We start from the raw sequence: 18,100 nt of genomic DNA, 5'->3' as shown, positions 1-18,100 counted from the left end.
GCTCAGTAAGAGGCCGGTCGCAGGTGCACGGGCAGGGTCTGATGTCCGTTGCTGATCAGGGAGGGCAGCGGCTTCAGCTCGCTCGCCGGTACGGCGAGTTCGATCTCGGGGAAGCGGTCGAACAGCAGGCGCAGCGCAGTGGCGACTTCGAGGCGGGCGAGTGGTGCTCCAAGGCAGAAGTGCACGCCATGCCCGAAGGCGAGGTGGTCTTTCGTCGTGCGGGTGACGTCGAAGCGGTCCGCGGTCGGTCCGTGCCAGTCGGGGTGGCGGTTGGCGGCGGCGTAGGAGGCGAGGACCGCATCGCCCTTGTGGATCATCCGCCCGTCGGGCAGGGCGATATCGGTGAGGGCGTAGCGCAGGGGAAGGTGTTTGACCGCAGGCTCGTGCCGCAGTGTTTCCTCCACGACGTCGCCCCAGCCGGAGCGGTCGGCGCGGACGTGGGCGAGCTGTGCGGGGTTGGTGAGCAGGGCGGTGATGGCCTGGTCGATGACGTTGACGGTGGTCTCGTATCCGGCGGAGATCATCAGCAGGAGCGTGTCGCGGAGTTCGTCCTCCGTGAGGGCGCTGCCGTCACCCTCGTCGTCGCGGGCGGCGATGAGGAGGGACGCCATGTCGTCGCCGGGTTCCGCCCGCTTCGCTGTGATCAGCCGATCTACGAGCTGATAGAGAGCGGTCGCGTTCGCAGTGGCCTGCTCGGCGGTGGCGGTGGTGCTGAAGACCCCGTCAACCACAGAGCGGAAGCTGGTGCGTTGGTCGTCGGGAACGCCCATGAGCTGGCCAATGACCGCGATCGGCAGCGGGTAGGCGAGCTGTTCGCGCAGGTCAACGCTCTCGTTGGCGGGCCGGGAGCCGAGATCGTCGAGTATGCCGGTCACGATCGTCTCGACGGCCGGTTCGAGAGCGGCGATGCGGCGGGCGCTGAAGGCGGGGGCGATCATGCGGCGCAGGCGACGGTGGTCGCCTCCGTGCGCGGTGAACATGTTGGTGACCGCGATCCACAGGCTGAGGGGCCAGGAGGGTACGGTCTCGGCGAAGGCGGGCCAGTGGGCGCGGCCGTCCTTGGAGACTTGCGGGCCGGTGAGGAGCTGCTTGAGGAGCTGGGGGTCAGTGACGGACCAGGCGGTCACGCCGAGGATGTCCACCTGAGTGGCCGGACCGCGCGTGCGCAGGGCCTGGTGCTCGCCGTGGTGGTCGCGAGCCTCGGGGTCAAGGACAATTATCGGCTGCTCGGTCACAAGAGCTCCTTCAGCGAGTGGTGGGGAAGACGATGGGCAGAGATTCCAGGGCGCGGTGAAAGGGGCCTGGGCGCCAGCGCAGGTCGGCGACCGGGACGGCGAGGTCCATCTCCGGGAAGGCGTCAGTCAGGTAGCTGATGGCGGTCTCGGCGATGAGGTAGGCGTGCGAGCGGGCCGGGCAGCTGTGGGGGCCGGCGCTCCAGGACAAGTGGGCGCGGTTTCCGGCAAGGGCGTCTGCAGGCAGCCCGGAGGTGAGGTCCGGGTCGTTGTTGCAGGCGGCCATGGAGATCACGACGGGCTGGTGCGCCGGGAGCAAGGTGCCGTCGATGTCCGCGGGGTGGAGCGGGTAGGTGATGCAGAAGTTCGCCAGCGGTGGGTCCGTGTAGAGGACGGTGTCGAGGGCGTCGCGGATGGTGGACTGGCCGGCGTGCAGGAAGGTGGAGAACTCCTCGTCGGTGAGGAGCTTGCGGCAGGTGTTGACTATGAGGTTGGTCAGCGGCTCAATGCCGGCTCCATAGAGCGTGATGAGCTGGTGACCCATCTCCCGGTCGTCCAGGTGAGCGGGGTGGGCGATCAGGCGGGTGGTGATGTCATCAGCGGGCTGGCGTCGACGCAGGGTGACGAGGTCGGCGACGGCCTGGTCGAGGATCTGATTGCCGCGGGCGGCGTCGGTGGTGTTGAAGATGCGCGCCATGCCGTCGGCGATCCGAGCGCCGATCTCGTCGGGGCAGCCCAGCAGCGTGCTGAGGACCCGAAAGGCGATGGGGAAGGCGTACTGGCTGACGATGTCCGCGCGGCCGGTTGTACGGAAGCCGGTGATGGCGGCGTCGGCGACCTTCTCCACGAGTGCGCGCAGCCCGTGCTGGTCGACGGCGGCGAGACTGGCGGTGTTGGCCGAACGGTAGCGGGCGTGCTCGGCGCCGCCGCTGCGCAAGGCGTTGGGCCGCCACTCCATGATTGGCCGCACGGGGCAGGAGGCCGGCACCTGCTGCTGCCAGACGCGGGGGTCCGCAGGGAAGCGAAGCGGGTCGTTGAGGATGCGCCGGGCCTGGGCATAGCCGATGACCAGGGTTGCAGGGATGCCCGGGGACAGCTCGACGGGCACCAGCGCGCCGTGGATCTTGCGCATGCCTTCGTATGCGGCGTGCGGGTCGTCGGCGAACTCCGGTGAGTACAGGGGGATTCTGTCCCGCCTGGTGCGGGGTCCAGGGGTGGTGGTCATGGCCGGGGCTCCAGGGATGCGGCTGCGCGGGGAGCGGTGAGGTGCTCGGTGAGGGCGATGAGCGCGTACAGTGAGGAGGCGCGGTCGCGGGCGTCACAGGTGGTCAGCGGGGTCCGCGCGTCGAGTGCCAGGGCCTGACGCAGTTCGCCCTCCTCGTAGGCTGGCGCGCCGGGGAAGGTGTTGATCGCAACGGCGTACGGAGTCTGCTGGGATTCCAGCAGGTCCAAGGCTCCGTGGCAGGCATCCAGGTCCCTGGTGTCCGCCAGGACCAGGCACCCCAGCGCTCCCTCGGCCAGGTCCTCCCACAGCGGCCGGAACCGCAGCTGTCCCGGCAGCCCGAAGAGGTAGAGGACGAGGCGCCCACCGGCCAGGTGGAGGCGACCGAAGTCCATGCCCACCGTGGTCGTGGTCTTCTCCGGCGTCCCGCGCAGGTCGTCCACGCCCACGCTGTCGATAGTGATGGGTTCTTCCATCCGGAGCGGGGTCACTTCGGACACGCTGCCGATCAGGGTTGTCTTGCCCACTCCGAAGCCGCCGGCGACCACGATCTTGGCGGATTCGGTCACCGTGGCAGGGACGAAGGTGATAGGCGGATCAGACCAGTTCGCGGAGACCATCGAGAACCCTTTGCATGAGAGTGGTGTCGGGCCCGTCTTGGGCGGGAGCGGGGCTGGTCAGGTGCCCGGCGTCAATCAGGACGGAGACGAGGATCCGTACGGTGGAGGGCGGCATCTGCAGGGCGGCGGCGATGTCAGCCACGGCGAGTCCACCGCGCCCGGCGGCGAACAGGCACATCACCTGTTGCGCGTCGGGCCCCAGCTCGGTAAAGGGGGCGCTCGCGGCGATGACCACGCTCTCCAGGCGCACGTCCCGGCGAGGGCGGACCCGCCCGCCCGTGCGGACGTAGGGCCTGACGATGTCCGGGTCACGCCGCGGCCCGGTCATGCCGCCGTGCCCCCGCCCGACACCTGCGGGGTGCGCTCCTTGGTACTGAGCTGCTCCCCCACCCGCACCGCGAGCTGCGCCATGTGGCGGCTGATCAGGCCGACGTCCGGGTGGGGCCCGGTGGTGCACACCGCCAGCATCGTGTTCTGCCCGGCCGCGGTCATCAGGCCGATGTTCGCGACACACTCGATCATCTGCTGGCGTACGCCGCCGCCACCGGTGAATTCGTCCCACGCCCTGGCCGACGCACGCATGGCGGCGGTGAGCGCGGCGAACTTCTCCCCGCCTTCCTGGTCGATGGTCTTCGTGCGCGCTCTCAGCAGCCCGTCGCTGCTCATCAGCACGGCGTACCGGACGCCTTCCACGGTGCCGAGCTGCTCGTCCAGCAGCCAGCCGAGGGGGTTGTCGTGCGTGTCCATGGCTAGTGCCCTTCTGTCTCAGAGGGAGTGGTCGGCTGTTCGCGGCCGAGGCGGGTGCCTTCCATCCAGGCGGTGGCCACTTCAGGCCGTCCCGGCTCCACCGGTTGCGCAGCGGATGCCGGGCGCGCGGGCGGAGCCGGGTGCGTGGCCCGGCGGCGCACCGTGAGCCCGCTGGCCGTGGTCGGCCCGTTGGCGGCCGGCTCGGCCGGCGTCAGCTCCCGCGACGGCGCCGACGGCCGTGGGGGCGTGGCGGATGCCACCGGAGGTGGGTGCACGGTCAGGAGGCTCCGGGGCAGCACGATGAAGGCGCGGGTGCCGCCGTAGACGTTGGGGGCGGTCACCTCAACGCGGTATCCGTAGTCGGCAGCGAGGACGGCTGCCACCCGTAGTCCGGTCTGCGGGTAGGCGCCCAGTTTGGTGATGTCGTCGCGCTCCGCGCTGGACATCACGCGGCGTGCCCAGTTCAGCCGCTCGTCCTCCATCCGCAGCCCGGCATCGTCCACGATCAGGAAGATGGCGTCATTGCCGTGTTCCACGGAGACATGCACCCGGGCGTTCGGGGGTGAGTAGCGCAGTCCGTTGTCCAGCAGGAGGGCCAGGGTATGGACGACCGGCTCCACGGCTCGGCTCTCCACCGCGAAGGTGTCAAGGCCGGAGTGCTGCACGCGCTGGTATCCCTCGACGCGGCCCATGGCCGCGCGGACGACCTCCGAGAGGGAGGTGGCGGGGTGCCGCCGAGAGAGCTTGTCGCCGGCCAGCACCGCGTATCCACTCGCGGTCAGCAGCATCTGCTGGGCCAGGTGGTCGATCTCGACCAGCGTCTCGTACGCATCGTCAGAGACGTGTCGACGCACACCGGTACTGATTGTGGTGCTGAGCTTCGAGGCCCGCTGCACCGTGCTGGAGGCGAAGGCGCGCACCGCTGCGCGGGCGACGTCGACCGCCTCCTTCCGCGCCCGGACGACCTGTTCGTCGGCCTCCCGCCGCGCTTGAGCCAGCCGTTCTTCGGCCGCAGCATGGGCCCGCTGCCCAGTCAGGGCGATGGCCGCGGAAACCTGGTTGACCAGCTCGTCGAGAGCGTCGGCCATCGCAGTGCCCACCAGTTGGGTCGGGACCGCCAGGTTGGCCTCGTGGGTTCGCCCAGCCTGCGCCGCCGCAGCGGCGGCTGGGATCACCGAGTTAGCCAGGTGGCCGACGAACTGCCCAGCCACGTGTAGCTGGTGGGTGACCGCTTCACTGTGTGCGTGCTCCCGGTGGGCCCGGCGTTTTGCTCGACGCGCTCGGCGGTCATAACGCGCGGCCAGCGCGGTGCTGCCGACGAAGATCAGCACGGCGAGAGCAAGTATCAGTGCAGTCATCAGGCCCTCGCGAGGATCATGGAGGTGCTCTGGGCAGGGGACCCCTCGCTGGGCGGCTGCGGAAGCGTTCTGCACGGCCGCGGTGCAGCAAGCCGCTCCAGGAGCAGGGCGGTCTCGACCAGACCCATGTGGCTGAACGCTTGGGGGTAGTTGCCGAGCTGACGGCCGGACGCGGGGTCGTACTCTTCGGCGAGGAGCCCAAGGTCGTTGCGCAGGGCGAGGAGACGGTCGAAGAGGCTGCGCGCATCGTCGAGACGGCCGGTCAGCGCGAGGGCGTCGACCATCCAGAACGAGCAGAGCAGGAACACGCCCTCGTCGCCGGCGAGGCCGTCGACACCTGCTTCCTGCCCCCCGGTGGGGTACCGGTGGACGAATCCTTCCGGGGTGGACAGCTCATTGCGGATCGCTTCGACGGTGCCGATCACCCGGGGATCGTCGGCCGGAAGGAAGCCGACCCGGGGAATCAGCAGCAACGCGGCATCCAGCTCCCTGGAGCCGTAGAACTGAGTGAAGGCGTTGCGCGCCGGGTCGAATCCTTGCGTGCAGACCTCGTGGTGAATGGCCGCACGCAGCTCCATCAGAGCGACCAGGTCCACGTCGAGGGCGCCTGCCTCGGCCAGGCGGATCGTCCGGTCCACCGCGACCCACGCCATCACCTTGGAGTGCACGAAGTGCTGACGCGGTCCGCGGATCTCCCAGATACCTTCGTCCGGCTCCTTCCAGCGTTCCGCCAGGTGCTCGACGAGGCTGCGATGCAAGGCTGCGGTGTCGCCGCAGTGTGCGACCCCGTTCCGGTCGGCGAGGTAGAGGGTCTCGATCACCTCGCCGTACACGTCAAGTTGCAGCTGGCCCGCAGCCCCGTTTCCGATCCGCACCGGAGTAGATCCCTCGTACCCGGGCAGCCATGGCAGCTGTCGCTCAACCAGGTCGCGCTCCCCGGTGATCCCGTACATGATCTGCAGGTTCTCCGGATCGCCGGCCACCGCCCGCAACAGCCAGCGGCGCCACGCCTCGGCCTCTTGGCGGTACCCGGTCGCCAGCAGCGAGTTCAGGGTCGTGGAGGCGTCGCGCAACCACGTGTACCGGTAGTCCCAGTTCCGGCCGCCGCCGATCTCCTCGGGCAACGAAGTTGTCGGTGCCGCGACGATCCCCCCGCTGGGGGCATAGGTCATGGCCTTCAGCGTGACCAGGGACCGGACGACAGCCTCGCGATAGGGCCCGGCATAGGTGCACTGCCGAGACCAGTCCTGCCAGAACGTGAGCGTCGTCGCGAGTGCGGCATCAGGGTCAGGAATCTCTGGCGGGGCGCCGTGGGAGGAGCCCCAGCTCAGGACGAACGCCACGCTGTCTCCGGCGCTGACGGCGAAGGAGCTGACGACCGCGCCGTCCTTCTCCACATGTTGGGCGGAGGTGTCGAGCCACAGGGCATCCGCGCCGGCTTCGGCGACTATGCGTCCGCCTACCTCGTGGATCCACGGACTGATGCGACCGTAGCCGGGTCGTGGACGGAAGGTGGATGCCATCGGCACCTCACCGGACACGCCCTCAACGACGCGGATCACCTGGGGCGCTCCCTCGCGAGGTGGCATGAAGTCGGTGACTCGGACCGTGCCCCTGGACGTGCGCCACACCGATTCCAGGACGAGCGAATCACCCCGATAACGCCGCTCGGCTCCCGCCACGGGGCCGGGTTCGGCGGCGTCTGGAGTGGGAGCGATTCGCCAAGCGCCGTGCTGTCGCGTGCCGAGCATGGCCGCGAATACGGCGGCCGAATCGAAACGGGGCAGGCACAGCCAGTCCAGCGATCCGTCTTCGCTGACATGCGCACTGGTCTGCATGTCGCCGATCAGGCCGTACTGCTCGATGTGATTCATCGCGTCTGTACTCCGTATGCCCGGGGCTTCCGGGTGTCGGGGGCCGCGTCGCGGCCGACGGGTGCAATTGGGGTTTTCAGCGGACCGGGCTACGAGTCCGCGGGGTACGAGACCGGTGGTCCTCCGTCTTCGACGGTCGATGCCAGCGGCTCCGGGTTCCGGCACGTTCCGAAGACCACGAGCCATGCCATTGCATCGACGATCACCGTGGTCAGCACGGCGCCTGCGACAGTCAGCGAAGGCCGAACCAGCTCGCGATCAACTTCCCGCGCTTGCGAGGCGTCGACAGCCGAGACCTCCTGATCACGAACCTTGACGCCGTCGATGGAACGCCTGTGATCGACGTGGCGCCGTACTTCGAGCAGTTGGAACCTCGCGGCGCAGTACGCCAGCCGCCTTGGCCCGGCGACATGCTTGACCCGTGTTGCCGGGCGGATGCGAGCGAGCGACCTACGGGAGGAGAAGCGCCGTAGTGATGCCTGAACTGTGCCGACGGCCTTCCGCATCACGACTCCACGAGCGGAAGACTCTGCGGCTGGAGCCGTTCGGGATCAGCGACGAACACCCATACGTCCTTGCCGGCCCCGGTGATCGAAACGGACATGTCGTCCGTGAGGGCGCGCACCAGCACCAGGCCGCGGCCGTCCTCGGCGAGTGGATCTGTGGGAACGAGAACCGGCGGGCAGCGGTCTTGGTCGTGCACGATGGCAGTCACACCATCGGCGACCCGCTGGACCAGGAGGTTGGCCTTCCTACGGCCTTCCTGATCCGGCGTCGTGTGCTGCAACACGTTGGTCAGCAGTTCGGTGACAACCGTGAGGATGCGGTCGGTGACAGAGTCCTCCACCCGCCACAAGCGGGCGTGAGCATGCATGATGGCTCGCACAGCCCCGAGGTCCTGTGGATGGACATCGAGCGTCATGTCGAGCTGGCCGCCCACCATTCGGGGCATGGCCGGAACGGATGACAGGGTGCGGGTTTCGAAGGCTGTCCCCACGGTTGCTCCCTCCGTTCTGCCGCAACCCCTGTCGGGGTGCTCGGTTGCGGTGTGTACTGGGGTTGAATCGATCAGCAACCATTCAGGCAGAGCACACCGCGAGAGTGCAGGGCCTGATGCCGACACCTGGAAAGTTCGGCATCACGACGTCAGAGGCAGGACATGCCACAGCCAATGAAGAAGCTCAACCCAGAGGCGTCCCCGCAGGAGTGGTTCGGCAACGAGCTGCGCCGAATGCGCAAGGCAGAAGGGCTGTCCGCCGCTGCGCTGGGACGGTTAGTGCAGGTCAGCGATGACATGATCTTGGCGATCGAGAAGGGCCGATACCCCAGCTTGAGGAGGGATGTAGCGCAGAGACTCGACGCCTTCTTCGACACAGGGGGACTCTTCGACCGTGCCTGGCCCATGGCCTTCGGGAAGCGTGATGCCGATAAAAAGCGGCCCGATGCCGATATCCGTGTCCCAGAAGGGGCGGAGCGCGACGTTCAGAAGAGGGAAGGCCGCATCCTGGACGGAGGCCAACCGTTTAATCGCACTGGGAGCCCTGAGCCCGTGGACCGACGCTCGTTCCTTCAAGCAGGCAGCCTGGCGGCCCTTGCCCCGCTGAGCCTCGCACCCGTCTTCACGGCAGAGCTCCCACTCCCCCACAGCATCAGTTCGAAAGAGATCTCTCAGGTCCTAACCGCGGCCACCTCCATCAGCAACATGGACAACGCCTTGGGCGGCGGAGGAATGGTTCGCGGCATGGCCGCGCGAGCGATGGAATGGTCCGCCGGCCTCCTCCAGCTCCAATGCCCGGAGCACCTGCGCGCGGACCTGTTCGCGTCAGTCTCCCGGCTAGGGATGGTCGTCGGTGCCTCGGCCTTCGACGCCTACCACCACGATGAAGCAACGCGCACGTTCCACTTTGCGGCGGAGTGCGCCGAAGAAGCCGGCAACTGGCACCTCCGGGCCAAGAGCTATAGCTTCCTCGCCCGACAAGCTGTGTGGGTCGACGCGCCTGACGACGGTCTCACGTATGCGGAGAAGGGGCTCGTACGCTCCGACCGGCTCACGGCCACCGAGCAGGCGATGTTGCATAGCGCCCGCGCCCGCGCGTTCGGGAAGTTGGGCAACGTGCGCGAGACGATGGCGGCCGTCGGTGACGCCGACAGCGCGTTCAGCCGCGCTTGCCCGTCCGAAGACCCCCCGTGGATGGCCTACTACGACGAGGCACAGCACAACGGCGACACCGCACACGCGTTGTGGGATCTGGCTGTTCTCGTCGGCCAGGATCCTGGTCGAGCAGCTCGCCGATTCGATGCCGCGGTCAAGGGACACACAGACAGCTTCAAACGATCCCGGGCGATCTCCCGGACTAAGCTCGCCGCACTGGTCATGGCCAAGGGGGACCCCCGTCAGGCCGCAGCCATCGGACACGACGCTCTGGATGAGGTCGGCAAACTCACATCTCGGCGCGCCGCCGACGACCTCCGGCAGCTCGGCCACTTCGCGGCCAAACACCCAGGGATTCGGGAGGCATCAGACCTCCGGGAGCGCATCGCGGCTACAGTCGCCGTATGACTGCGTCGGTGCCAGAGTCGGAGCGCCAGCTCCTCGAACAGGTCTGTGCCGCAGCTGGGCTCGATTCCCATGGGGCGGAAGCCGTACGCCTGGCGGAGAACCAGATATGGCGTCTACCCGGCCGGGTCATCGTCCGCATCGCCCAGGCCGGTCAGGAGGCTGCGTCGGCGCGGGAGGTCCAGGTTGCCCGGTGGCTCGCGGAATCGGGTGTACCTGCTGTCCGCCTGGCGGACGTTGCCCAGCCGGTTCTCACGGAAGGACGCCCCGCAACCTTCTGGGAGGAACTCCCGCTCCAGGGTCACGGCTCGGTCCGTGACGTCGCCGCCCTGCTACGTCAGCTGCACGCCCTGCCCACACCAGATTTCGACCTCGCTTACCTCAACCCTTTCGTGCGTGTGAGCGCCCGGCTGGAAGCAGCCGTAACCCTCTCAGAGGCGGATCGAAAATGGCTGCACGGGCTCCTGGGCGACCTCACAGCCGCGTGGGCCGACCGCCCTTCCGGCCGCCCAGACTGCGCGGTACACGGCGACGCCTGGCCGGGAAACCTCGTCCGAGCCCGGACCGGACCCGTGATCATGGACCTGGAGCGCTTCTCGGTTGGGCCGCCGGAATGGGACCTTGTCTCCACCGCAGTTCGAGCAAGGACAACCGGAGCCGTCAGCTCAAGGGGATACAACGACTTCTGCGACGAGTACGGAACTGACGTCACTCAATGGGACGGATACCCGATTCTCGCTGGCGCACGAGAGCTGCGCATGGTCAGCTACGCCGCGCAGCATGCGGCCAGCAATCCCGAATGGCGCGATCAAGCACAACACCGGGTCGACTGCCTTCGCGGCAAGGCAGGTCCGCGGCCCTGGTCTTGGAAAGGGATCCTCTGAGAATCCCTTGTACGTGACAGCCCTACTCCGGGCTCATCGGGCGATTGCCCGAGCCAGCACCTGCCACGGCTCCGGCCCGGTGGGCAGCGACCGTGTGTGGATCTCGACGTCCGTCGAAGACGACCGGTAGCACCTACCTGAGCTCTTTCAGGTCTTCGACGACCTTGGTTGTGCGTAGGCGTGCCGGGCGGTGACGTACGCGCAGAAGCCCAGGACGCGGAGGAGCTAGCGGTCCACGCGTCGAGGAGCAGGCCGCGCGGTGCGCGCATGGCGCCTGGACTTGCTGCCAACGTCGGCCAGTGCGTCCGAGGGGGCGAGGGCTCCGCCCCCGGGGATGAAGATGCGGCTCCTTGAGGTGGCGCGTCATCTCACCCAGCCGTAAGAGGTTCGACGCCTTCCGAGTTCGACTCAGGGCAGCACGACCGTGGAGGAACAACCCCGTGCACTTCCCGTTCCTTCCCTGGATTCGGCATTCGCCCACGGCAGACGAGAAAGATCCTGAAAAGACTGGAACCCCTTCCGAGGCTATGTCAACGTACAACACCCCGGAAGCACAGAGGTCTATAACCGACCCGCCGGTGACCTGATGAGGAGTCTTTTCTGTCTATGCATGCACTCCGAACCGTCCTGTTTAACCACGCCTGCCCGAATCACCCGGGCGCGCTCAACGCGGCAGGTGCGAAGCCGATCCAGCGATCTCCCGGGCAGGCAACTGGAGGCTGACCACCGTCGGGCGCGAGCGGAACATAGCCGACGATCGCCGGTTAGCCAAACCGGCGATCGTTCGGAGTATTGATGACGTTCGCGCCGACACTTGGCGGTGGCTTCCGGGCGGGCAGGTTCTATGTTCGTCACCCCCTTCGGCACATGCTCGCAGGGCCTTGGGCGCATGTACCTAGCCCACTCTTGGCGTGAACGGTAAGCGCCAGCCCGGCTCTGCCGCGTGGCGACGCTCACTCTGCAAGGAGCCGTGCATGCATTACAGGGGACACATCAGCCGCGAGCAGCGGACCAGTCTTGGCTTTACTGGTCCGCGTTCCAGTGGATCGTGGACGCTCACCTCCTCTTGCGGTGCGTAGCTCATGACCAGGTTGAGTAGGAACGACGAACTTATGACGGTGTCGGAAGTGCTCGCGGAGTTGAATGGTATTTCCCGCCGGACCTTCTATCGATGGCGGGAGATGGGCACCGGGCCGACTGTGCTTAAGCTTCCGAACGGCGAATTGCGCGTCAGGCGCAGCGCCTTTCACGAGTGGCTGAATGAGAGAGAGGAAGTCGCGGCTTGAAAACCACAGACGTCCGAATATGGGGCGTCAGGGCGAAGAAGACCCGCCAGGGTAAGGACACGTACGAGGTTCGTTGGACCGTGGCAGGTCGGGAAATCTCCCGGTCCCGTCGGACGAAGGGCCTTGCGGACAAGCTGCGCGCTCAGCTCCTTATGGCACAGGAAAACGGGGAGCGGTTCGATACAGTCACCGGCCTGCCTGCCTCCATGGAGGAACAGGGGCCGCTTCTTACCTGGTATGCGTTTGCCCAGAAATACTTGGGGATAAAGTGGCCCCACGCCGCGCCCAACTACCGGGATGAGATCAATGAAGCGCTGACGGGGGTTACCAAGGCCCTTGCGCCTGCACGCTCTGGGCGGCCGACGGATGACGCCATGCAGCGAGCACTACGCGACTGGGCGTTCGTCCTTCCCGGCCCGGATGAACGTGACGTACCCCCGGAGGCCAGGGCCGTTATTGACTGGCTCGCAAAGAACTCCCCGCCACTCGCCGATCTGAGGAAACCCGCGGTGATGCGCGGTGTTCTTGAGGCCCTGAAACTCAAACTCAACGGCGAAGCAGCGAGCAGCGAGACCTTCAAGCGGAAGCGTAAGGTGCTCGTCAATGCTCTCAACTACGCCAAAGAACTGGGGGAATTCGACGAGAATCCGGTTTACGGCGTCTCCTTCAGGAAGCCGCCAAGAATCGTTCCTGTCGATCCCCGCGTCGTAGCGAACCCGCTGCAGGCGGCGAATCTGCTCGGCGCTGTGTCGTACGTGGGCGGCTACGGACGCGCCAGGGGCCGACGCCTGGTCGGGATGTTCGCTGGCATGTACTACGCCGGAATGAGGCCGGCGGAAGCCGTCGGTGTCGCCGTGCAGGATTGCCACTTGCCGAAGGAAGGCTGGGGGCTGGCCAACCTACATCGGACGCGGCCGACGGCAGGCAAGAAGTGGACCAAGACGGGAGCGGTTCACGACGACCGTGGGTTGAAGAACCGAGACCCGGAAGAGGTGCGCCCTACTCCGCTTCCCCCGGTCCTGGTGGCCATGTGGCGCGAGAGTATCGACACGTTCGGTACCGCCGATGACGGCCGGTTGTTCTTCAACGAGCGGGGTGGCCTCGTAGGCTCATCCACCTACTCGCGGGCCTGGGGCGAGGCTCGTGAGTTCGCGCTTCCCCCGGCTCTCGCTGCAAGCCCCCTGGCCGATTGCCCTTACGATCTACGCCACTCGGCTCTGTCGACGTGGCTGAACGCTGGGGTGGACCCGACGGAAGTCGCCGAGCGGGCCGGGAACACGGTGGAGGTTCTGCTCGCCCGCTACGCGAAATGCCTCCACGGGAGGCACGTCGTCGCGAACCAGCGGATCGAGAAGCTGCTACTCGAATACGCGTGACAATCATCACACTAAGCACCCCGAGGTGACCACCTCGGGGTGCTTCTTATGTACCGACTCGCCACAATGGTCGGCCAATGTCCGATCCCGCGTATATCCCGCAGCGGCTGTCCTGGGGCTGCATTTGCCTGCTCACAGCTGCAGATAACTGCAAGCCCTCTGATCACGCAGATTGCCTGATCAGAGGGCTATTTAGGTACCTGACCTGCAGTACCCCCGGCAGGATTCGAACCTGCGCACACGGCTCCGGAGGCCGTTGCTCTATCCCCTGAGCTACGGGGGCTTGCCGCGTGTTGCGGCGACGGGTGAAACCTTACCAGCTCGGCGGGAGTGGTCAGGAACCCGTTTCGGCTGGCGGGGTCAGGTGCCGGGGTGGGTGGTGTGGAGGAGGGTGCTGAGCTGGGTGCGGGAGCGGATGCCGAGCTTGCGGTAGATGCGGGTCAGGGATGCCTCGATCGTCTTGACGCTGAGGAACATGCGGGCGGCGACCTCCTGGTTGGTGGCGCCCCCGACGACGAGGGCGGCGATGCGTTCCTCGCTGACGGTGAGGACGGTGCCGTCGTCGGGGTGGGTGAGGTGGCGGTCGGCCTGGGCGCGCCAGGGGCGGGCGGCGTGGCGGGTGAAGAGGGCGAGGGCCTCGGCGGTGGCGGCGCGGGCGGCGGCGTGGCGTCGGCGGCGGCGTTCGACGCGGGCGCGCTCGAGGAGGCAGTGGCCGTGTTCGAGCGGTTGGCCGAGGGCGGCGAAGCGGGCGGTGGCGGCGTCGAGGAGGGCCAGGGCGGTGTCGGGCTCGCCCTGGGCGGCGTGGAGGGCGGCCTCGGCGCGGTCGAGGCGGGCCTCGACGCCGCCGGGGTTGCCGTGGGCGGTGAGGGTGGCGCGGGTGGCGTGGATGAGCTCGGTGGCGGCGGTGAGGTCACCGAGGGCGACGAGGCCGGAGGCGAGGTCGGCGTGCCAGCGCAGGGTGTGGGGGGAGTCGATGCCCCGGGCCTGGTGGAGGTCCTTCAGGCGGTGGAGGGCGGCGACGCCGCCGCGGAGGTTCCCGGTGCGCAGGCGTGCCTGGCCGAGGGCGTGCAGGTGGCGGGCGAGGTGGGGGATGTCGCGTTCCTGCTCGGAGGCGAGGACGCCGCGGTCGGCGTAGGCCGCGGCACGGGTGAGGTCGCCGCCGGCGAGTTCGGCGACGGCGGCGCCGTACCAGGCCGGGCCGGGGCTGTACCCGGCTTCGCGGGTGAGGTGGACGGCACGGTCGGCGTAGTCGAGGGCTTCGCGGCAGTGGCCGAGGGCGGCGCAGGTCTCGGCGAGGGCGGACAGGACGGCGACGGTCTCCTCGCCGGTGCCGTGGCCGACCTCGGCGAGCATCCGGAGCAGGGCTTCGCGGGCCTCGTGGAGGCGGTCGTCGGCGGCGGCGAAGCGGGCGGCGAGGAAGCGCGGCGTCCTGTGCAGCCAGCCGTCGGGGGCGCGGTGGGGCAGGCGCAGGGCGTGGTCGAGGTGGGCCTGGTGGTCGCTGCGTCCGGTGGCTCGGGCGACGGTGGCCTTGACGGCGAGGGCCATGGCCTCGATGGCGGGGTCGGCGGCGGCGCGGGCGTGGCGGACGGTGCGGTCGGCCTCGGTCTCGGCGCGCAGGGGCTTGCCGTCCAGGAGGGCGGACCAGGCCAGGCGCAGGCGGACGCGGGCCAGGTGGGCGGGGTGGTCCGCCGCGTCGAGGAGGGCGGCGGCGAAGGTCTCGTCCATGTCGCCGAATCCCTGGCCGGCGAGGTCGAGGAGGGCGAGCCGGACGGCGACGCGGGCGGCGGGTGGGGCGTCGGTGCGCAGGACGGCGTCGGCGGCACGGTGGACGACGGCGCCGTGGGCGGCGGTGGCGCCGGAGCGGGCTGCGGCGAGGAGGCGGTCGAGGCGGTCGGCTTCGCGGGCCAACGGGGCTGCGGGGGTGCGTTCGGCGGCGAGGAGGTACAGCTCGGCGGCGGCGCGGTGGTCGCCCTTGCGGCGGGCTGTGCCGGCGGCCCGGGTGAGACGGTGGGCGAGGGCGGCGTCGGGGTCGGTGGCGGCGAGGGCCTGGTGCCGGGCGCGGGCGGCGGGGTCGGTGGTGGCGGCGGCGAGGGTGATGTGGAGGGCGGCGCGGCGGGCGGCACCGGCCTGGGCGGCGATGACGTCGGCGGCGGCGGGCGGGGTGAAGCGGATGGTGTCGCCGTCGGTGAGCAGGAGCCCGGCGGTGGCGGCGCGGGCGATGTGGTCGTCGGCGGCGGGGCGGCCGGTGCGGAGGAGCAGCGGGAGCGTGGGCGGATCGGCGAGGGCCGCGGCGAGCAGGGTGTCGCGGACGGCGTCGGGCAGGGTCGCGAGGCGTTCGGTGAGAAGGGCGGCGACCTCGGGCGGGAGGGGCGCGGGTCGACCCGGGCGGGGGACGCGGTCCGCGTAGGCGGCGGCGAGGGCGAGGGCGAGGCGGGGGTTGCCGCCGGAGTCGGCGTGGAGCTTGTTGGTGAGCCGGACGGGGAGGCCGTGCGGGTCGAGGAGTCGGGCGACGCCCTCGGGACTGAGCGGGGGCACGGGGAGCTCGACGGCGTCCGGGGCGGGCCGCCAGGGGGCGGCGTCGGGCGCGACGTCGGTGGGGAGGCGGGGTGTCCAGCGGCCGGCGACGACGGCGCGGACGGGGGCCGGGGGCAGGCGGCCGGACGCGCGTGCCAGGGTGCGCCGCACGGCCTCGACGGCTCGGGGGTGGAGCCACTGGGCGTCGTCGACGAGGAGGAGGGTGGGGGTGTCGGGGGGCGGTTGCGGTGTGCGGGGCGGGGGCCTGCGGGGGACGGTGACGCGCAGGACGTTCTCGCCGCGGGTGCGGGCGGCGGTGGCGAGCGTGGCGAGGAGCGCGGTCTTGCCGATGCCCGCGGGGCCGGTGAGGACGACGCTGCCGCCGGCGGCGAGGCGCGTCTCGACGGCGCGGAGCAGCGCGGAGCGCCCCACCAGCGGTGGCGCTGATGGAGTGAGGTCATCGGCCGGTCTTCCTGCGTGGTCGTCGATGGCTCCCCCGGGCGCGTGCACGGTCGCACCGACCTTAGCGACGTGGCGCGCCGGGCCTCAACGGCACGGGTGTGACGGCTTTTGGACGGCGGCTCGGGGGCGGCTTCGGGCGCCGGCTCCGGACGGCGACGGTGCCGCCCGGCCGGGTGGGTCCGGCCGGGCGGCGGTGGAGCGGTGACCGTCGGCCGCTCAGCACGTCGGGGCGTGCCCAGAGGCTCGGGGCATGCTCAGGGCGTGCTCAGGGCGTGTCGTAGCCCAGGGTGTAGGAGCCGCTGCCGGAGTAGGCGTAGACCCGGTAGCGGTAGTAGCCGGAGGTGCCGGAGTAGGAGATCGACTCGTCGGGCCCGGAGCTCGTGCCGCTGTCGACGTTGGACCATCCGAAGCCGTTCCACTTCTGCAGGTAGAGGTCGAAGTCGACGCCGTCGGGGCCGTCCAGGCAGGCGCGGTGCGTGCCCGAGGTGGGGGTGTGGAAGTAGCTTCCGTCGGGCTGGTAGTCGGCGTCGCCCCGGCCGGAGAGGGTTCCGGTGCGGGTGTTGTCGTGGCCGCCGCAGGAGGAGGTGCCGTTGACGGTCAGGGTGTAGGTCGCGGTGTCCGAGGTCTGCGTGCCGGTGCCGGTCACGGTGACGGGGTGGGTGCCGGACGGCGCCGACTCCGCGGCCGTGAGGGTCAGCGTGGCGGACTCACCGGAGGTGACGGTGGCGGGGCTGAACGTGGCGGTGACGCCCTCCGGCAGCCCGGAGGCGGCGAGTTGGACCTGCTGGGCGGTGCCGCGCGTGGTCTGGGTGGCGACGGTGGCCGTGGCCGATGCGCCGGCGTCCACGGTGCCCGAGGTCGGCGAGACGCTCACCGAGAAGTCGTCGGCCGTCTGCTCGCCGGCGACCGTCCAGACGGCGTAGGCGATGGCGTCGGCGTTGCGGTTGAGCGCGCCGTCGTCGAGGTTGGCGAGGCCGTCGCAGGAGGAGTGGTAGCAGGGGTCGTAGGCGCGCCCGGCGGTGCCGCCCCACAGCTGCGCCTCGGCCTGGGTCTTGCGGCCCTCGGCGCCGGTGAAGGTGCCGCCGGCCGCGATGCCGACCTCGATGAACGGGCCGTAGTCGCTGCGTCCGCTGAAGTCGGTGCCGCGGGTGGGCCAGTCGATGGAGGTGAAGTAGTCCTCCAGGACGGTCTCCAGGTAGGCGGAGCCGTCGGGGCCGGGTCCGGCGCCGACGCCGTCGGAGTCGTCGCCGTCGTAGATGAAGTAGCCGGGGTTGGGCGAGCCGACCATGTCGAAGTTGTAGTAGCCGCTGATCCGTGCCTGGTCGGCGGCGGAGAGGCTGTCGACGTAGTGGCTGGAGCCGATCAGGCCGAGCTCCTCGGCGCCCCACCAGGCGAACCGCAGGTGCTTGTCGGGCTGGTAGTCGTTGCGGGCGACCTCCAGCGCGACTTCGAGGATGGCGGCCGAGCCGGAGCCGTTGTCGTTGATGCCGGCGCCGGAGCTGACGCCGTCGAGGTGGCCGCCGACCATGAGGACGTCGTCGGGGTCGCCGCCGGGCCAGTCGGCGATGAGGTTGTAGCCGGTCTTGCCGTAGTACGTGAACGACTGCACGCGGGTCTCGAAACCGGCAGCGTCCAGTTCGGCCTGGACGTAGTCGACGGAGGCCTGGTAACCGGGGGTGCCGTGGGCCCGGTTGCCGCCGTGCTGGTCGGCGATGTCCTGGAACGCGGAGAGGTGTTCCTTGACTTTGTCGAGCGAGATGTCGGGCGCGGCCGCCGTCGTCGCGGTGGTGGGGGCCTGCCGTGGTGCCGCACTCGCGCTTCCGGTGGTGACCAGGCCGGATATCGGCAGAGTCGCGGCGAGGGCCAGGGTGACGACCGGGGCCGTCAAGCGTCTCAGCATCTCGTCCTCCTTTCCGATGGTCTCGCTCCTGCCGCCTGCGGGCAGGGCGTCGGCCGGGGGGTGGCCGT

General features: G+C 69.4%; 14 protein-coding genes, 1 tRNA gene and 1 pseudogene. 5 read left to right on the top strand and 11 right to left on the bottom strand.

Annotation, left to right across the window (positions count from 1 at the left end; translation table 11 throughout):
• Positions 1–2: 2 nt before the first annotated feature.
• Genes HPT28_RS09115 through HPT28_RS09085 form a run of 7 tightly spaced genes read right to left on the bottom strand, consistent with a single transcriptional unit; the run spans position 3 to position 7,053 of the window.
• Positions 3–1,235, bottom strand: coding sequence for a cytochrome P450 (locus HPT28_RS09115; protein ID WP_219090459.1), 1,233 nt, complete (start codon positions 1,233–1,235; stop codon positions 3–5).
• Between the two features lie 10 nt (positions 1,236–1,245).
• On the bottom strand, positions 1,246–2,457 hold the full coding sequence (locus HPT28_RS09110; protein WP_219090458.1) for a cytochrome P450: 1,212 nt from the start codon (positions 2,455–2,457) through the stop codon (positions 1,246–1,248).
• A complete protein-coding gene (locus HPT28_RS09105) occupies positions 2,454–3,074 on the bottom strand; it encodes an ATP/GTP-binding protein (protein WP_219090457.1) in 621 nt (206 codons plus the stop codon). The genes HPT28_RS09110 and HPT28_RS09105 overlap by 4 nt, the downstream gene beginning before the upstream one ends.
• The gene (locus HPT28_RS09100) at positions 3,052–3,402 is read right to left on the bottom strand and encodes a DUF742 domain-containing protein (RefSeq protein ID WP_219090456.1); all 351 of its coding nucleotides are present in this window, start codon (positions 3,400–3,402) and stop codon (positions 3,052–3,054) included. The genes HPT28_RS09105 and HPT28_RS09100 overlap by 23 nt, the downstream gene beginning before the upstream one ends.
• Positions 3,399–3,821: a roadblock/LC7 domain-containing protein gene (locus tag HPT28_RS09095; RefSeq protein ID WP_219090455.1), complete on the bottom strand. Its 423-nt coding sequence runs from the start codon at positions 3,819–3,821 to the stop codon at positions 3,399–3,401. Before HPT28_RS09095 ends, HPT28_RS09100 begins: the two co-directional genes overlap by 4 nt.
• Before the next feature lie 2 nt (positions 3,822–3,823).
• On the bottom strand, positions 3,824–5,152 hold the full coding sequence (locus tag HPT28_RS09090; RefSeq protein WP_308119140.1) for an ATP-binding protein: 1,329 nt from the start codon (positions 5,150–5,152) through the stop codon (positions 3,824–3,826).
• A 26-nt stretch (positions 5,153–5,178) separates the two neighbouring features.
• A complete protein-coding gene (locus HPT28_RS09085) occupies positions 5,179–7,053 on the bottom strand; it encodes a glycoside hydrolase family 15 protein (protein ID WP_219090453.1) in 1,875 nt (624 codons plus the stop codon).
• 172 nt (positions 7,054–7,225) lie between these two features.
• Between HPT28_RS09085 and HPT28_RS26720 the strand changes: the two are divergent.
• Positions 7,226–7,526: pseudogene (locus HPT28_RS26720) on the top strand (TrmO family methyltransferase); the annotation flags it as partial.
• A gap of 32 nt (positions 7,527–7,558) precedes the next feature.
• On the opposite strand, the gene HPT28_RS09075 reads toward HPT28_RS26720, so the two are convergent.
• Entirely contained in the window at positions 7,559–8,050 is a 492-nt protein-coding gene (locus HPT28_RS09075; RefSeq protein ID WP_219090452.1) for an ATP-binding protein, read from the bottom strand.
• A 174-nt stretch (positions 8,051–8,224) separates the two neighbouring features.
• Between HPT28_RS09075 and HPT28_RS09070 the strand changes: the two genes are divergently transcribed.
• The 4 genes from HPT28_RS09070 (at position 8,225) to HPT28_RS09055 (ending at position 13,156) form a co-directional block, all read left to right on the top strand.
• The gene (locus HPT28_RS09070) at positions 8,225–9,613 is read left to right on the top strand and encodes a helix-turn-helix transcriptional regulator (RefSeq protein ID WP_257578289.1); all 1,389 of its coding nucleotides are present in this window, start codon (positions 8,225–8,227) and stop codon (positions 9,611–9,613) included.
• Positions 9,610–10,494: an aminoglycoside phosphotransferase family protein gene (locus HPT28_RS09065; RefSeq protein WP_219090450.1), complete on the top strand. Its 885-nt coding sequence runs from the start codon at positions 9,610–9,612 to the stop codon at positions 10,492–10,494. The genes HPT28_RS09070 and HPT28_RS09065 overlap by 4 nt, the downstream gene beginning before the upstream one ends.
• Before the next feature lie 1,082 nt (positions 10,495–11,576).
• Positions 11,577–11,780, top strand: coding sequence for an AlpA family transcriptional regulator (locus tag HPT28_RS09060; RefSeq protein WP_219090449.1), 204 nt, complete (start codon positions 11,577–11,579; stop codon positions 11,778–11,780).
• Positions 11,777–13,156 (top strand): site-specific integrase, encoded by a 1,380-nt coding sequence (locus HPT28_RS09055; protein ID WP_219090448.1) that lies wholly within the window; start codon positions 11,777–11,779, stop codon positions 13,154–13,156. The genes HPT28_RS09060 and HPT28_RS09055 overlap by 4 nt, the downstream gene beginning before the upstream one ends.
• A 211-nt stretch (positions 13,157–13,367) precedes the next feature.
• Here the strand turns inward: HPT28_RS09055 and HPT28_RS09050 are convergent.
• The 3 genes from HPT28_RS09050 to HPT28_RS09040 form a co-directional block, all read right to left on the bottom strand.
• Positions 13,368–13,439, bottom strand: a tRNA-Arg gene (locus tag HPT28_RS09050).
• Between the two features lie 77 nt (positions 13,440–13,516).
• Positions 13,517–16,180 (bottom strand): LuxR family transcriptional regulator, encoded by a 2,664-nt coding sequence (locus tag HPT28_RS27610; RefSeq protein WP_219090447.1) that lies wholly within the window; start codon positions 16,178–16,180, stop codon positions 13,517–13,519.
• 217 nt (positions 16,181–16,397) lie between these two features.
• Positions 16,398–18,032 (bottom strand): M28 family metallopeptidase, encoded by a 1,635-nt coding sequence (locus tag HPT28_RS09040; protein ID WP_219090446.1) that lies wholly within the window; start codon positions 18,030–18,032, stop codon positions 16,398–16,400.
• Positions 18,033–18,100: the final 68 nt, after the last annotated feature.

Origin of the sequence: Streptomyces sp. JJ38, from assembly GCF_019303475.1 — a bacterium.
Taxonomy (GTDB): domain Bacteria; phylum Actinomycetota; class Actinomycetes; order Streptomycetales; family Streptomycetaceae; genus Streptomyces.
The sequence above is the reverse complement of the archived record's forward strand: the minus strand, read 5'-3'. Positions and strand labels throughout refer to the sequence as shown.

Excerpts from the sequence above, each read along its gene's own strand:
- HPT28_RS09110 (WP_219090458.1), bottom strand. The coding sequence starts at position 2,457 with ATGACCACCACCCCTGGACCCCGCACCAGGCGGGACAGAATCCCCCTG.
- HPT28_RS09105 (WP_219090457.1), bottom strand. The coding sequence starts at position 3,074 with ATGGTCTCCGCGAACTGGTCTGATCCGCCTATCACCTTCGTCCCTGCC.
- HPT28_RS09100 (WP_219090456.1), bottom strand. The coding sequence starts at position 3,402 with ATGACCGGGCCGCGGCGTGACCCGGACATCGTCAGGCCCTACGTCCGC.
- HPT28_RS09095 (WP_219090455.1), bottom strand. The coding sequence starts at position 3,821 with ATGGACACGCACGACAACCCCCTCGGCTGGCTGCTGGACGAGCAGCTC.
- HPT28_RS09085 (WP_219090453.1), bottom strand. The coding sequence starts at position 7,053 with ATGAATCACATCGAGCAGTACGGCCTGATCGGCGACATGCAGACCAGT.
- HPT28_RS09070 (WP_257578289.1), top strand. The coding sequence starts at position 8,225 with ATGAAGAAGCTCAACCCAGAGGCGTCCCCGCAGGAGTGGTTCGGCAAC.
- HPT28_RS09065 (WP_219090450.1), top strand. The coding sequence starts at position 9,610 with ATGACTGCGTCGGTGCCAGAGTCGGAGCGCCAGCTCCTCGAACAGGTC.
- HPT28_RS09060 (WP_219090449.1), top strand. The coding sequence starts at position 11,577 with ATGACCAGGTTGAGTAGGAACGACGAACTTATGACGGTGTCGGAAGTG.
- HPT28_RS09040 (WP_219090446.1), bottom strand. The coding sequence starts at position 18,032 with ATGCTGAGACGCTTGACGGCCCCGGTCGTCACCCTGGCCCTCGCCGCG.